This is a genomic window from Coleofasciculus sp. E1-EBD-02 (assembly GCF_040218245.1).
Lineage (GTDB): Bacteria > Cyanobacteriota > Cyanobacteriia > Cyanobacteriales > Coleofasciculaceae > Coleofasciculus.
Genome location: NZ_JAVJQN010000157.1, coordinates 43,464 through 55,936 on the forward strand (window position 1 = coordinate 43,464; position 12,473 = coordinate 55,936).

The 12,473-nt window shown below is 43.8% G+C and carries 15 protein-coding genes and 3 pseudogenes; 4 read left to right on the plus strand and 14 right to left on the minus strand.

Annotation, left to right across the window (positions count from 1 at the left end; all coding sequences use genetic code 11):
- Positions 1 to 2: 2 nt before the first annotated feature.
- The 4 genes and pseudogenes from RIC07_RS25740 to RIC07_RS25755 all read right to left on the minus strand — a co-directional run bounded on the left by RIC07_RS25740 (position 3) and on the right by RIC07_RS25755 (position 3,140).
- Positions 3 to 1,373: an RNA-guided endonuclease InsQ/TnpB family protein gene (locus RIC07_RS25740; RefSeq protein WP_446396998.1), complete on the minus strand. Its 1,371-nt coding sequence runs from the start codon at positions 1,371 to 1,373 to the stop codon at positions 3 to 5.
- Between the two features lie 234 nt (positions 1,374 to 1,607).
- Positions 1,608 to 2,117 (minus strand): annotated as a pseudogene (locus tag RIC07_RS25745) (cation transporter); the annotation flags it as partial.
- 42 nt (positions 2,118 to 2,159) lie between these two features.
- The gene (locus RIC07_RS25750; RefSeq protein ID WP_446396999.1) at positions 2,160 to 2,387 is read right to left on the minus strand and encodes a hypothetical protein; all 228 of its coding nucleotides are present in this window, start codon (positions 2,385 to 2,387) and stop codon (positions 2,160 to 2,162) included.
- Positions 2,388 to 2,444: 57 nt separating this feature from the next.
- Positions 2,445 to 3,140, minus strand: a complete 696-nt coding sequence (locus tag RIC07_RS25755; protein WP_446397000.1) for a Uma2 family endonuclease — start codon at positions 3,138 to 3,140, stop codon at positions 2,445 to 2,447.
- A gap of 129 nt (positions 3,141 to 3,269) precedes the next feature.
- Between RIC07_RS25755 and RIC07_RS25760 the strand changes: the two are divergent.
- From RIC07_RS25760 to RIC07_RS25770, 3 genes and pseudogenes are all read left to right on the plus strand, one after another.
- A pseudogene (locus RIC07_RS25760) lies at positions 3,270 to 3,473 on the plus strand (HAD family hydrolase); the annotation flags it as partial.
- Positions 3,474 to 3,648: 175 nt separating this feature from the next.
- Entirely contained in the window at positions 3,649 to 3,879 is a 231-nt protein-coding gene (locus tag RIC07_RS25765) for a hypothetical protein (protein ID WP_446397001.1), read from the plus strand.
- Positions 3,876 to 4,028: pseudogene (locus RIC07_RS25770) on the plus strand (PIN domain-containing protein); the annotation flags it as partial. The gene RIC07_RS25765 and the pseudogene RIC07_RS25770, both read left to right, overlap by 4 nt.
- Positions 4,029 to 4,069: 41 nt before the next feature.
- Here RIC07_RS25770 and RIC07_RS25775 read toward each other — a convergent pair.
- Both RIC07_RS25775 and folE read right to left on the minus strand, forming a co-directional pair.
- A complete protein-coding gene (locus RIC07_RS25775) occupies positions 4,070 to 5,068 on the minus strand; it encodes a CobW family GTP-binding protein (RefSeq protein ID WP_446397002.1) in 999 nt (332 codons plus the stop codon).
- 303 nt (positions 5,069 to 5,371) lie between these two features.
- Positions 5,372 to 6,019: a GTP cyclohydrolase I FolE gene (folE, locus tag RIC07_RS25780; RefSeq protein WP_446397003.1), complete on the minus strand. Its 648-nt coding sequence runs from the start codon at positions 6,017 to 6,019 to the stop codon at positions 5,372 to 5,374.
- Positions 6,020 to 6,046: 27 nt separating this feature from the next.
- Here folE and RIC07_RS25785 point away from each other — a divergent pair, with 27 nt between their 5' ends.
- Positions 6,047 to 6,172 (plus strand): hypothetical protein, encoded by a 126-nt coding sequence (locus RIC07_RS25785; RefSeq protein WP_446397004.1) that lies wholly within the window; start codon positions 6,047 to 6,049, stop codon positions 6,170 to 6,172.
- 52 nt (positions 6,173 to 6,224) lie between these two features.
- On the opposite strand, the gene RIC07_RS25790 is transcribed toward RIC07_RS25785, so the two are convergent.
- The 8 genes from RIC07_RS25790 to RIC07_RS25825 form a co-directional block, all read right to left on the minus strand.
- A complete protein-coding gene (locus RIC07_RS25790; protein WP_446397005.1) occupies positions 6,225 to 7,304 on the minus strand; it encodes a CobW family GTP-binding protein in 1,080 nt (359 codons plus the stop codon).
- 61 nt (positions 7,305 to 7,365) lie between these two features.
- Entirely contained in the window at positions 7,366 to 8,394 is a 1,029-nt protein-coding gene (gene hemB, locus RIC07_RS25795; RefSeq protein ID WP_446397006.1) for a porphobilinogen synthase, read from the minus strand.
- 111 nt (positions 8,395 to 8,505) lie between these two features.
- A complete protein-coding gene (locus tag RIC07_RS25800; protein WP_446397007.1) occupies positions 8,506 to 8,967 on the minus strand; it encodes a DUF1830 domain-containing protein in 462 nt (153 codons plus the stop codon).
- A 21-nt stretch (positions 8,968 to 8,988) separates the two neighbouring features.
- On the minus strand, positions 8,989 to 9,858 hold the full coding sequence (locus RIC07_RS25805) for an energy-coupling factor ABC transporter ATP-binding protein (RefSeq protein WP_446397008.1): 870 nt from the start codon (positions 9,856 to 9,858) through the stop codon (positions 8,989 to 8,991).
- A 42-nt stretch (positions 9,859 to 9,900) separates the two neighbouring features.
- Positions 9,901 to 10,698, minus strand: a complete 798-nt coding sequence (cbiQ, locus tag RIC07_RS25810) for a cobalt ECF transporter T component CbiQ (protein WP_446397009.1) — start codon at positions 10,696 to 10,698, stop codon at positions 9,901 to 9,903.
- 333 nt (positions 10,699 to 11,031) lie between these two features.
- Entirely contained in the window at positions 11,032 to 11,334 is a 303-nt protein-coding gene (locus tag RIC07_RS25815) for an energy-coupling factor ABC transporter substrate-binding protein (protein WP_446397010.1), read from the minus strand.
- Positions 11,331 to 12,089, minus strand: coding sequence for an energy-coupling factor ABC transporter permease (locus RIC07_RS25820; protein WP_446397011.1), 759 nt, complete (start codon positions 12,087 to 12,089; stop codon positions 11,331 to 11,333). Before RIC07_RS25820 ends, RIC07_RS25815 begins: the two co-directional genes overlap by 4 nt.
- Positions 12,090 to 12,104: 15 nt before the next feature.
- Positions 12,105 to 12,362 (minus strand): hypothetical protein, encoded by a 258-nt coding sequence (locus RIC07_RS25825; RefSeq protein ID WP_446397012.1) that lies wholly within the window; start codon positions 12,360 to 12,362, stop codon positions 12,105 to 12,107.
- Positions 12,363 to 12,473 lie beyond the last annotated feature (111 nt).

The window sequence follows — 12,473 nt, forward strand, 5'->3', positions numbered from 1 at the left end:
TCCTACACCGAATCAAAGATTACGGTGTAGGCTTCCTTTGTCGCAGCCTTACGACTGCGCTTGGGGCATTTTATAGTGGGGAATATGTCCAGCCCCACTCTCTTGATGTTAATCGCAGCGTTCCAATCTCTGTCTAGAATTAATCCGCATAGACACTCGTGTATTCGGACTGACAAATCTTTTTTAACTAGACGATTACAACAAGAGCATATTTGGCTTGTATTTTGGGGTTTAACTTTCACCACCGTCTTACCAGCTTTTGCAGCTTTGTAAGCAAGAATTGACAAGAATTGACTCCAACCAGCATCATTGATTGATTTGTTTAAACCTGACTTGGCACTCTGCCCATTTGGTAAATATTTTCCATCTTCATCCTGCTTGGGTTTATTTTTCTGTGATAAGTTAGCGGACTTGATATCCTCAACAAAAAATACTTGTTCGTCCCGGCTCACCAGCCGCGTTGCTGATTCATAATGGAACTGCTTACGCTTCCGTTGTAACTTCTGATGGTGTTTAGCTATCTTTTTCGCCAATTTTCGTCGCGATGCCGACTTGTGAGGTTTCTTGTCTTTGCGGTTTTGAAGCTTGGCTAATTTGTCTTCGGACTTGCGATAGTGTTGTTGAATAGCTTCTACGGTTCCATCAGATGCCGTCCAAAACTTCTCTAAACCTACATCAATTCCAATAGAATTATCCTCAGTCGCCTCTATCTCTGGCGACGTTAAACTTGGAACCGATTTATCTTCAAGTGTTAGTGTTATGTACCAACCATCTGCTTTCCGAGAAATTAGCGCTGCTTTAATAGTGAACCCTGAAGGGATTGAACGGTGATAAATACAGCGTACCTGACCAATCTTAGGTAGATTGATGTCAGCTATGTCTCGTCTGGCTTCTCCGTTCTTGCGCTTATGAGGATTGGTAATAACTGTAAGGCAATCCGCCTTAAGTTGAGGGAAAGAGAATGTTCTGTACCGCTTAACAGACTTGAATCTAGGTTTACCACTCCGTCGCCGTTTGAAATCACCTTTTAGGAAGCGATTGAACGTATCCTCTACTCTCTTGATTGCCTCCTGAATAACTTGAGAGTGAACGCCATCATATAGGTGATGATGAGACTCTCTTGACCAATGAGTCGCCCGTTTTTGGCTATAGTATGATGGCTGCTCTTTTAGCTCTGGCAGATGGGTGACAAGGATTGAGCAAGCATTGACAGGGGAACGATTACAGTTCCACCAGTTAAACCGTTCCTCTAGCATCAAATTGTGTATTCGGCATAATTTATACAGCCATTCATTTAATTGAACTGACTGTTGCTTGTTGGGAACAATTCGATACTGGTAATTCAGTTTAAATGTGTCTTTGCTTCGCTTCAAAATTATCACCTCCCTACACTATAATAGCAGGGTTGGTTAAATTGTTGATTGAGGGGGATAAATCCCTCCACTGGCAATTCATCTCAACGCCAAATCGAAGATTATGGCGTGAGGCTTCTTGCCGAGTCAGCTAAATCGGTTTTGTTGAGTAAGATGATGTCGCCGTAAATCAATATGAGGGCGATCGCAAAACTCTACTTCTCTATCCCTCGCAGCAAATCCATCGACAACCCATCATACCTGCTGCATCTCCCGCCATGACTGGGAAAGCACTTTCCCCGCTGACTTGGCAAAAATAAACGTTAACAACAAACCCACCGCTAAATCTGGCAGAAGCGAATGAGTCAGAGAAACTAACGCTGCCGCTACTAGAACTGATGTATTGGCAATGATGTCATTGCGAGAACACAACCAAACAGAAGACATATTGAGATTGTCGTTGCGATGACGAGTCAACAACAACAGACACAGCAAATTAGCCAGTAACGCTACAACTCCAACGATTCCCATCGTCGATGCTTCTGGACTTGCGCCCATGAATAGTTGATAAGTGGCTCTCGCAAACACCGCGATCGCAAACAAAAACATGATCAGTCCTTTCAGGAAGGCTGCCCCAGCCTGCGCTTTTATGCTCTTATTAATGACATACAAACTGCTGGCATAAACCAGCGCATCACCCAGCATATCCAGCGAATCCCCAGTTAAAGACAGAGAATCTGATCGAATACCCGCCCCAAACTCGATAGCGCACTGATAATCACATTTGTATCAAAAACGTAGCGCACTTCATTCCTCATTCAAAATTGAGTTCAAAATTTCTGGGGTTAACCCTCGTGCTTGAGCATTCCGACTAATATCACTCATCACTTCCTCCAGAGGTTTTTTGTGTCGAGTTGCATCACTAAGTTTAAGGCTGAGTAATGCTTCCAGTTTACGACGCTGCTCTTCAGAGGCTGTCTCAAAAATACGGGCGACCTCAGCATTAACGCGAATTGTGATCGTTTTGGTTTCCATAGCGGTTATTTAGTCTATAGACGATTTTACCAGGGTTTGCTGCTCAACTACCAGGCTTCATTCAAGATTACGCGATCGCTCCACCAATTCCTGCACAAAGGCTTGATGGATTGGGGCAGCAATCCCAGCTTGCAGCCCATTCAGCACCTCCATCATTCTGCCCTCTAATAAGGCTGGCACGTTCAGCCACAATCCGGGAAACACGCTACTGCGAATCATGCCATCGGCATCCGGTTCAATTAAGACAAATTCCTCTGCTTGCAACCGAAACCAACTGAGGTGGTTCTCAAAGGTTGACCACACCAAATATTCCTGTACCCCATTGCGTCGATAGGCATTCCGCTTGACTCCTAAATCAATTGCCGCACTGCTTGTGGCAATTTCAGCCACTAATTCTGGTGTCCCTTCGATATAGCCATCCTCGCTAATCGTTGAGTTACCGCCAACTTCAATTCGCATCAGGGCATCCGGTTGCGGTTCATTGTCCATATCTAGCCGGGTTGTAGCGTTATCCGATCCGCTAACACCCGGAGTTGCTGTGCAATACACCCCCAGCCAGGTAATTAAATTAAAGTGAGGATTACCATGAAAGACTCTAACTGGGGATGCCACGTAAACCACTCCTTCAATCAATTCAGCTTTAAATTTTTCCGGGGTCGCCTCATAGCGGCGCTCAAACTCAGCACGAGTCAAGCGATCGCCACTTTCCAGGGGGGGAATTGGGATGGAACGAGCAGGCTGCTGCAACACCATAATCAAAAATCAAAGTTTAGAGGATGAAGGAGATGGTTGGTATCCATTTTACAAGATAGCGATGGTGCAGGCTCCCCCGTCTTTTATACAGACTCAAACGGTCAAACTGTCCCAGAAGACAAAGAAAAAGGCGATCGCATTCCCGTTGCCTCTGAGATTGCTCAACAGGTTGGTATGGATGACTATCAAGCTGAGTTACTTCCCGAAGATAAACTTCAAGCAATTTACAACCTTCGCCACCAAGGAACGGTAGGCATGGTTGGAGACGGCATTAACGATACTCCCGCCCTGGCTGCGGCAGATGTCAGTTTTGCCGTCGGCAACATTGTCATATTGCCTTGCATAGCGCGATCGCACAAGGGATTCTCGGTTATTTCAACCAAAACCTTGCTGGATGAAAGCATCCCCTTGACAAGTGGCTGGGAAATCTAGCAAATGAAATCGATCTAGTCGCCGGGGTTATAATTATTTCAATAGAACCCAGACTATCCAGCCCTGAGAGGTGTCTATGCTACTGCAAAACTTAAAGGAAGAAGCTGTCAAGTTATCACCGAGCGATCGGCTTGCGCTGGTTAGTGCCATCATTGAATCCTTGCAGAATACCCCAATTGCCAAGCCTGGTCGTTCTAGTGCAATTCGACGAATGCGTGGCTTATTCAAAACAGACCAACCCGCACCAACCGACCAAGAAGTAGCGGCGATGTTGGAAGAGCGTCGGGTGGAGAAATATCTTCAGTGAACGTTTTAGTTGACACCAATATTCTCCTAGATTTTCTATTACAAAGAGAGCCATTTTTCCACGATGCAGAGCGACTGTTTCAGGCGATCGATTCTGGTCAGATCGTTGGGTATGCCACAGCTACAACGCTCACAGACATTTTTTACATTGAACCATAATTATCAACAGGATTAATCGTTTATTTCAGATCTTAACTTGCTATGCACTCTGCTAATTCTTGTCGAATCCACTCTGCATTTAAATTTCGTCCAATGAAAACGAGTTGATTCCAACGAGGAGGGTGAGAACGTTCACTTTTTATATCACATCGCTTACCACTTAATTGAAACAGATGACGTAACTGACTTCCCTGAAACCAGAGAATGCCCTTCCCCCGATAAACGTTGGTGGGTAGATTATCGACAAAGGTTTGAAATTTGGGCAGATTTAAGGCGCGATCGCTCTCAAATGAGACTGCCATAAACTGATCATGTTCCAGATGGTGAGACTGATGATCATGAGCCAAATGATGCTCGGCTGATGCTGCACTTTTATAGGTGCTAGGCTCATTAAGGTTCACATTCAAAATCAGTGGCAATGACACCTGTCCATACTGGGTTTGGAGGACTCTAGCTCCAGGTTTAAGGGAACGAATATAGTCCTCTAGTTGATTAATTCGTTTTGGCGCAACTAAATCGGTTTTGTTCAACAGAATAATATCAGCAAAAATGAGTTGATTCCGTGCCGCTTCACTGTCATAGTGATTCGGCGTTAACGACTCCGCATCAACAACTGTCAATATGGAATCAATGTGAGTAACGGTTTGTAATTCTGTGGTGATAAAACTCAGCATAATTGGCAACGGATCTGCCACCCCTGTGGTTTCAACCAGGATGTAATCCACCGGAACATCACGGTGAATTAACGCATCAACCGTATCAACGAGATTTTCATTAATCGTGCAGCAAATGCAACCATTACTCAGTTGCACCATATTTTCATCAATCGATACCAAGAGTTTGGAATCGATATCAATGTCACCAAATTCATTAACAATAACGGCTATCTTCAAATCCTGACGATTATGCAAAATATAATTGAGCAGCGTAGTTTTGCCGCTTCCCAAAAAACCCGTGATAATGGTAACAGGTATTCCCCGCCCAGAAGCGGTGAAAGATGTGGGACGAACTTGTTTGACACTAGGGGTCATAAAATTCCTCCGGTTGAGTAACGACAAATTGGCGGATTGAACGATCTGACTCGCCCTAAACTAATTGTATAGTAATAATTAAGTAGGTGGACACAACTAAAGTTAACTGTTGAGATTAGGGAACAGGGAACACCTCGACTTCGCTCGGTGTGTCACAGGGAACAGGGAACAGTAAGGGTTTGAGGGCAATTTACAAAAATCAATACAGTCCCGTTTTCTTTTGTCCGACTACTTATTATCATCAAGACTCAAAAAAAGGGCTTTCTCCTAGGATTAGGTGATCGCCCCTAACTAACAGGCACGCTAATGAAACCTTGGGTTATGTTGCACCAAATCCATGAACTCCTGGCGAGTTCGAGCATCCTCAGCAAACACCCCTCGCACCGCACTGGTCACAGTCCAAGACCCTGGCTTTTGCACACCTCGCATCACCATGCACATATGCGTCGCTTCTACAACTACGGCTACACCTTGAGGCTTGAGTAATCCCACGAGTCCATCGGCAATCTGTGCCGTTAGGCGTTCCTGTACTTGCAAGCGCCGCCCATACATTTCGCAAATCCGAGCAATTTTGGACAGTCCAATCACCTTACCATTGGGAATATAGGCAACGTGAGCGCGACCGAGAATCGGCAGAATATGATGCTCACAGGAGCTAAAAATATCGATATCCCGTACTAGCACCATTTCATTAGCATCTTCGGTAAATACTGCACCATTGAGTAATTCATCCAGGGATTGGTGATAACCCGATGTCAAAAACTTTAAGGCTTTAACCACACGCTTAGGGGTATCTTGTAATCCTTCGCGGTCTGGATCTTCTCCCAATCCCAGTAACAAAGTACGCACGGCTTGCCTCATTTCTTCGTCAGAGACAAGGGGTTTATCAGGAGTTGAAAGGGATGGCATTACACCATTTAACGCCATCGGCTTGGATTGAGATAAGGTCATGATGGAATGATTTTAGGAAGGACAAAAATGAAGGAAAACAAAAAGACAATTCAGCCAATAAGTAGTCGGACAAAAGAAAACAGCACCATACTAAGTTTTGTGAACAAACCTCAAACCCTTACTGTTCCCTGTTCCCTGTTCCCTGTTCCCTAATCTCAACCGTTCACGTGAATTGTGTCCACCTACTTAATTGACAATTAATTGACTATAATTTTACCGATTCAGCTAGACAGTTGTCCAGTAGCGTTTTAATTTCATCTAGATCGAGATGACGCCCAATCAAGACAAGCTGAGTTTTCGGTGAACCTATCCAAGGCTCAGCGTTTAATTCAAACCGAGGACCGCTGAGTTGAAAGATATGGCGTAAAGGGCTATCACTAAACCAGAGAATACCTTTTCCCCGAAACACAGTATTCGGCATCTGTTCAGTCAAAAAATACTCAAATTTGTGGACATCAAAAGGGCGATCGCTCTGGAAAGACAGGGAAACAAATCCATCATTTTCTAAGTGATGGGAATGATGAGAGTGATCATGATGGTGATGAGAGTGATCATGATGGTGGTGGGAGTGATCCTGATGGGAATGATGTCCATGATCCTCGTGCTGGCTTTCCTCCAACTCCTGCTGGTAGTTCTCTATTTGGGTTAATCCCACATCCAAAATTAAGGGTAATGGCACTTGACCATATTGACAACGGATGAGTCTTGCTCCCTGTTTAATTACGCGGATATAACTCTCTAATTCATCTAGCTTTTTCGGCTCAGCGCGATCTGTTTTATTCAGCAACACGATATCACCATACGCCACCTGTGCAAACGCGGCTTCACTGTCAAAATGCTCTGGAGTGAATGTTTCAGCATCGACTACCGTTAAGATCGAATCCAATCGCGTCAGGTTTCGCAGTTCTGTCCCTAAAAAGGTAATCGCAATGGGTAACGGATCAGCCACTCCCGTGGTTTCAATGACTAAATAATCAATCCGGTCTTCCCGTTCTAAAACGCGATAAACAGCATCAACTAACCCATCATTAATCGTACAGCAAATACAACCATTACTCAACTCCACCATGTCTTCATCGAAAGAAACCAGAAGCTGGGAGTCAATATTGATATCTCCAAACTCATTCACTAACACAGCGACTTTTAAATTCTGCTTATTTTCGAGCACTTGATTAACTAAGGTGGTTTTGCCACTCCCCAGAAATCCGGTAATAATCGTGACAGGCATCCCTCGTTTGGGAATGTTTACAATTTCCGATTCTGTTTGTTTTGTTGTCTGTATCATGGTAATCTTTTAGGATGAGAGTCTCGGTTTGTATCACTACAATTAGCGGCAGATGGAATGTTTACGTCCCCGGCAACATCAAGGCGACATCTTTAGCAAAGTAGGTCAAAATTAGGTCAGCACCCGCCCGTTTTATACTCGTAAGCGTTTCTAAAATCACGGATTTTTCGTCAATCCAACCCCTTTGACTCGCGGCTTTAATCATGGCATATTCACCACTGACATTGTAAGCCGCCACGGGGAGTTGAGTCGCGTTACGAACCTGCTGAATAATATCGAGATAGGCAAGAGCAGGCTTAATCATTAATACGTCAGCACCTTCGGCAATATCTAACGCTATTTCTTTGAGTGCTTCCTTCGCATTAGCTGAATCCATTTGATAGGTTTTCTTATCACCAAACTTCGGGGCAGAATCAAGGGCGTCGCGAAAGGGACCATAATAGGCAGAGGCGTATTTAGCGGAGTAGGCGAGAATCCCGACATCGACATAACCCTCAGCGTCTAGCGCTTGGCGAATGGCGCCCACTCGCCCATCCATCATGTCAGAAGGCGCCACAAAATCTGCACCTGCATTGGCTTGTGAAAGTGCCATTTTCACCAACACGTCTACTGTGGGATCATTGAGGATAATGCCGTCTTCTGAGACAATGCCATCATGACCGTGAGATGAGAATGGATCGAGGGCGACATCGGTAATTACAACGATTTCGGGTACGGCTTGACGTATCGCTTTGACGGTTCGCTGTACAAGTCCATCAGGATTATAGCTTTCGGTGGCGGTGGCATCTTTCTTGTCTTCAGGGATAACGGGGAATAGCGCGATCGCATTAATCCCTAACTCAAAGACGTTTTTTACTTCTTTGAGTAGTAAATCCCCGGAATAACGATAGCACCCCGGCATAGAAATTATTTCCTCCTGATGACTCTCGCCTTCCATAACAAACAGGGGATAAATAAGATCGTTCACACTAAGCTGAGTTTCTCGTACCATCCGGCGCATGGCTGGTGTGCGACGCAGACGCCTGGGGCGATTGGGTAACAGGAGGTTGGTTGATTTAGAGTGATGAGACACGGAGTTTTTTGATGACATAAGTTAAGGTAATTGACAGTAATAATTAGGGGGATTTAGCCATCTATTTGGCTCAATCTAGATCACAAAAGCAGTTGAGGGATTCGAGAAGCTGACACAATCAAGAACAGGCTAGTTGAACGTTCGGTGGCTTGAAGGGTGAAAAACTGGAAGTTTTTTTAAGTCTTGGTTAGGCGATCGGATGATATCATGTTCGCCAAAATAACCGTAATATCCTTCTTCATTGCCACCTTGATCTTTCCCTTCTGCCCTCTGCCTTCTGCCCTCTGCCTTGTCTCCACCTAAATGTGAGTATTCAACCGGACATAATATGAATTCCTGTTGAATGCATAACCGATCGCAGCCAATTCTATCTATAAGAATTCCTTGGCTCATTGCCCCTGTATAAATTTCCAGTTGAGCCTCAGAACAAGCTTCAAATAAGAGATGTTGCCGAGGAAATACGACTCGCTCAAAGTACCAATTAGGAATATTGACAATCCGCACAATCTGAACTTGTCTCGTCTGATTGAAATAGCCACATAAGATTTTCGAGGGAAAGTCTGGGGGCAAAGCATCAAGAATTTGAGTCATCGTTATAATTGCTTTGTTTAATCAACGTCTGGATTGAGATAGATGTTGCGTCAGAGTTTCTGACAATTTCTCGTTCAGTTCACTTACCGTTCGGGGAACAGAGGTATGTTCTGAACGACAAAAGTGCTTGGGTAAGGCTTGCCAAACTTGCCATACGGTTGGTAAACCGAGTTGTAACTCTTCAATTAATTCCTGTTGCGAAAAAACCGCTTCCGCCTCACCTTCTATAACCAATTGTCCTTGATGGAGAACCAAGAACCAATCTGCCCATTGATAGGCAATATCTAAGTCATGGGTTGCCAAAACAACCGTGGTTCCTGACTCATGAATCCGATCTAATTCCTGCATAAAATTCTGGGTTTGTCTCCTATCTAAATAAGCCGTCGGTTCGTCTAAAAGGAGTAATTCTGGCTTCAACGCCATCACACCCGCTAAAGCAACGCGCCGCTTTTGTCCTAAGCTGAGATGGTGTAGGGGTAGGTTGACTAATTCCTGCAAAACAAAGTCCGCGATCGCGTCATCAAGTCTCTGTTCAAATTCGGCTTTGGGTAATTGTAAGTTAGCTAAACCATAAGCGATATCCTCTATCACTGTTCCGGCGACTAATTGTTGTTCAGGATCTTGAAAAGCTAACCCAATTCGTTGTCGCCATCGATTGAGAGATTTGCGGTTGTATTTTAATTCCTCGTTTTTCCAGTAGATTTTTCCTTGCTGAACTTTATGTAACCCATCTATCAACAGAAATAGGGTGGATTTCCCTGATCCGTTTTCACCAATTATCGCCGTTTTTTTCTGTTGAAAAATTCTCAGGTTTAATCCCCGAAACAAAGGATTATCTTGACCTGGATAAGTATAAATGATGTCTTCGAGTTGTAGCAATGTATGGGTCATGGATATGGGGATAGGGGAAAAAGAGTTGAATCCACAGTTATTCTAGTTAATTCGCAGATAAATATCTAATCCTGACAAACTTAAACACCCAATCATTCCTTCTAAGGCATAACGCTGGGAATAGTTCCGATGTTGCCCATTAGCCCAATAGAATTTATCAGTAAATCCTCTAGCGGCTAACCCTAAACAAAATTGCTGATAGCGAATGATTGTTCGTTGCAGCAATTGACTAACGAGCAAACTTGTACTCTTAACCGCTAATTTCCATGTGCGATATCCTCCTCTCGCTTGTTGTGCTAATTGTAACTCAATCACGGTGTTAATCAGCATAAAAACAAAGCGGTACATTAACATCAGCAAATCACCGATCGTTTCTGGCAATTGACAACGATGTAGGGTTTGCACAATTTCCAGAAATGGAATAGTCAGCAGCATAAAAAGTAAGCATGAGAGACAAGCAAAAGATCGGATAAAAATTTGGACTCCTTCTTGCCAACCGCTGTGACTGAGATAGAAATATAATCCACCTAACTGAATACCTCCGAGTTGATCATGGGCAACTAAATCGATTTGGTTCGCCCCGATTATGTTAATCATTAATGCTGGCAAACCCATCCCAAAAAATAGACTACTCACACCCAGAAGCTTTAAATAAGATTGGATCGGAATTTTGGCATAACCGATTGTCCAAATTGCCAGCCATAGACTAATCAAAACTTGAGTGAGAGGGGAAGCGATGAGAGCAATTCCTAAAACGGCTAACGCAAACAGTAATTTTTGCTCTGGGGGTAGGGTTCTCAGGTTATTCTTATAAGAAAGCGTATCAATGGGGAGAGTCATGATCTCATTTCATTAGGGTTGGCTGAATCAATATTGTGGTAAGTAGAGACGTGACCGTGGAACGTCTGGAACGTCTGGGGGCAAGGTTTGTAGAAACGTGACTGTGGAACGTCTGGGAGCAATGGTAAATTTTTCATGATTTGGTGATGCCCTAATTTTGACGAATTTGACCCGATAAAATGTAAAGAAAACAAATAACAAATGACGAAGGACGAAAGACAAATGACAATTACCTTAAAGGTGAATAGCACTGAAATAAGATGAGTTCGTAGTCGGCACTTTAGTGCCAGAAGCGCTGAAGCGCTTACTACAAACGCTTAAATCAGTGACATTCTACTTAAAGGTAGAATTGCGCTCAGTTTTTCCTCGATATAAACCGATCGCGTAACCGATTGTCCCCGCACCAATCCCAGCTTGTAAGGCAAATAACAGCGATTCAGTTTCACCACCTGGAGGTGCTAACAAAGGTTCAAACCATGGTTCATACTCAGGCTGAATGTCTCCAATCACGGCTTCGGCTTGTCCATCAGCACCGCTAAATTCAGAATCTCGAATGGTAAGTAAAGGGATAACCGCCAGAAGGATTACGCCTGAAATTAATAACCAATTATTCCAGCTTGATTTTTGTCGTTTCATAGTGATTTCGGTTTAATCAAGTTTAATACTTGTAATTGCTCTTGACTATAGGTAACCAGCCAATTCCAAACTAACACCGTTAACAATCCTTCACTAATCGCCAGGGGAATTTGGGTGATAGCGAAAATACCAGCAAATTTGATAAATGAGCTGAAAATACCGCCCTCTGGTGCAGGAAATGCCAGGGCTAACTGTAGAGACGTGACCACGTAGGTGATTAAATTAGCGACAGCGGCGGCGAGAAATATGGCAACGGTTTGTCTTCCAGTTACTTGCAGCACTAAACGATACAAACCATACGCCACCATCGGACCAACAACTGCCATAGAAAATGCATTAGCACCTAAGGTTGTCAACCCCCCGTGAGCTAATAATAAGGCTTGAAAGAGCAGGACAAAACTTGCCAAAACTGTCATGATTAAGGGACTAAATAATATAGCACCAAGTCCTGTCCCTGTCGGATGGGACGAACTCCCTGTCACCGAGGGAATTTTTAACGCCGATAAGACAAAGGTAAAAGCACCTGCTAAAGCCAACAGCAGTTTTAATTCGGGATAATCCTTCGTGATCTGATTAAGGGAACGTAGTCCCAGCAAAAAAAAAGGCAGGAAGAGTATCCACCAAAAAATTGCCCAGGTTACGGGTAAAAACCCTTCCATAATATGCATCGCTTGAGCGGGTGGTGCGGCTAAAATGGTTACAGTTACACTTGTGGCAGTGATTAAACCTAGAGAAATAAGTTGTTTTCGTTTCATGGATAGTCTCAAAATTTACGATTTATCTAGCAAGTGTTGAATGTCAATTTCTTCTAGTTCTGCAAGAGGTTTGTGGATTTTATACTGTCGCTGGGGTTTGTCTAAGATGGCAATAACGGTTTCAATGGGTGGACATCCCGGTTCAGTACAGCGCAATTGACTCAGAGACACGGAAATTTTTGCATTAATCTCTAAAACATCATAAATCCACAGTTTAACTTGCTGGATTTTTTCGGGATGGGTTTGTTGGTCAGTACGAGAAAATAAGTCCATGACTATTGTCAGTTATTGATTGTTCATTCTCTGTGCCAGCTTTCCAGACGCGCCATGGCAGACGTAGCATGCTACGTCTCTACATATATATGTTCCTTATTCAGCAAACCC

What these genes read in the sequence shown, in the direction of transcription:
- RIC07_RS25765 (WP_446397001.1), top strand. Translation starts at nt 3,649, where the DNA reads ATGCTACTGCAAAACTTAAAGGAAGAAGCTGTCAAGTTATCACCGAGC.
- RIC07_RS25805 (WP_446397008.1), bottom strand. Translation starts at nt 9,858, where the DNA reads ATGACCCATACATTGCTACAACTCGAAGACATCATTTATACTTATCCA.
- folE (WP_446397003.1), bottom strand. Translation starts at nt 6,019, where the DNA reads ATGACCTTATCTCAATCCAAGCCGATGGCGTTAAATGGTGTAATGCCA.
- RIC07_RS25750 (WP_446396999.1), bottom strand. Translation starts at nt 2,387, where the DNA reads ATGGAAACCAAAACGATCACAATTCGCGTTAATGCTGAGGTCGCCCGT.
- RIC07_RS25755 (WP_446397000.1), bottom strand. Translation starts at nt 3,140, where the DNA reads ATGGTGTTGCAGCAGCCTGCTCGTTCCATCCCAATTCCCCCCCTGGAA.
- RIC07_RS25815 (WP_446397010.1), bottom strand. Translation starts at nt 11,334, where the DNA reads ATGAAACGACAAAAATCAAGCTGGAATAATTGGTTATTAATTTCAGGC.
- RIC07_RS25820 (WP_446397011.1), bottom strand. Translation starts at nt 12,089, where the DNA reads ATGAAACGAAAACAACTTATTTCTCTAGGTTTAATCACTGCCACAAGT.
- hemB (WP_446397006.1), bottom strand. Translation starts at nt 8,394, where the DNA reads ATGTCATCAAAAAACTCCGTGTCTCATCACTCTAAATCAACCAACCTC.
- RIC07_RS25790 (WP_446397005.1), bottom strand. Translation starts at nt 7,304, where the DNA reads ATGATACAGACAACAAAACAAACAGAATCGGAAATTGTAAACATTCCC.
- cbiQ (WP_446397009.1), bottom strand. Translation starts at nt 10,698, where the DNA reads ATGACTCTCCCCATTGATACGCTTTCTTATAAGAATAACCTGAGAACC.
- RIC07_RS25785 (WP_446397004.1), top strand. Translation starts at nt 6,047, where the DNA reads ATGAAGGAAAACAAAAAGACAATTCAGCCAATAAGTAGTCGGACAAAA.
- RIC07_RS25775 (WP_446397002.1), bottom strand. Translation starts at nt 5,068, where the DNA reads ATGACCCCTAGTGTCAAACAAGTTCGTCCCACATCTTTCACCGCTTCT.
- RIC07_RS25825 (WP_446397012.1), bottom strand. Translation starts at nt 12,362, where the DNA reads ATGGACTTATTTTCTCGTACTGACCAACAAACCCATCCCGAAAAAATC.
- RIC07_RS25800 (WP_446397007.1), bottom strand. Translation starts at nt 8,967, where the DNA reads ATGACTCAAATTCTTGATGCTTTGCCCCCAGACTTTCCCTCGAAAATC.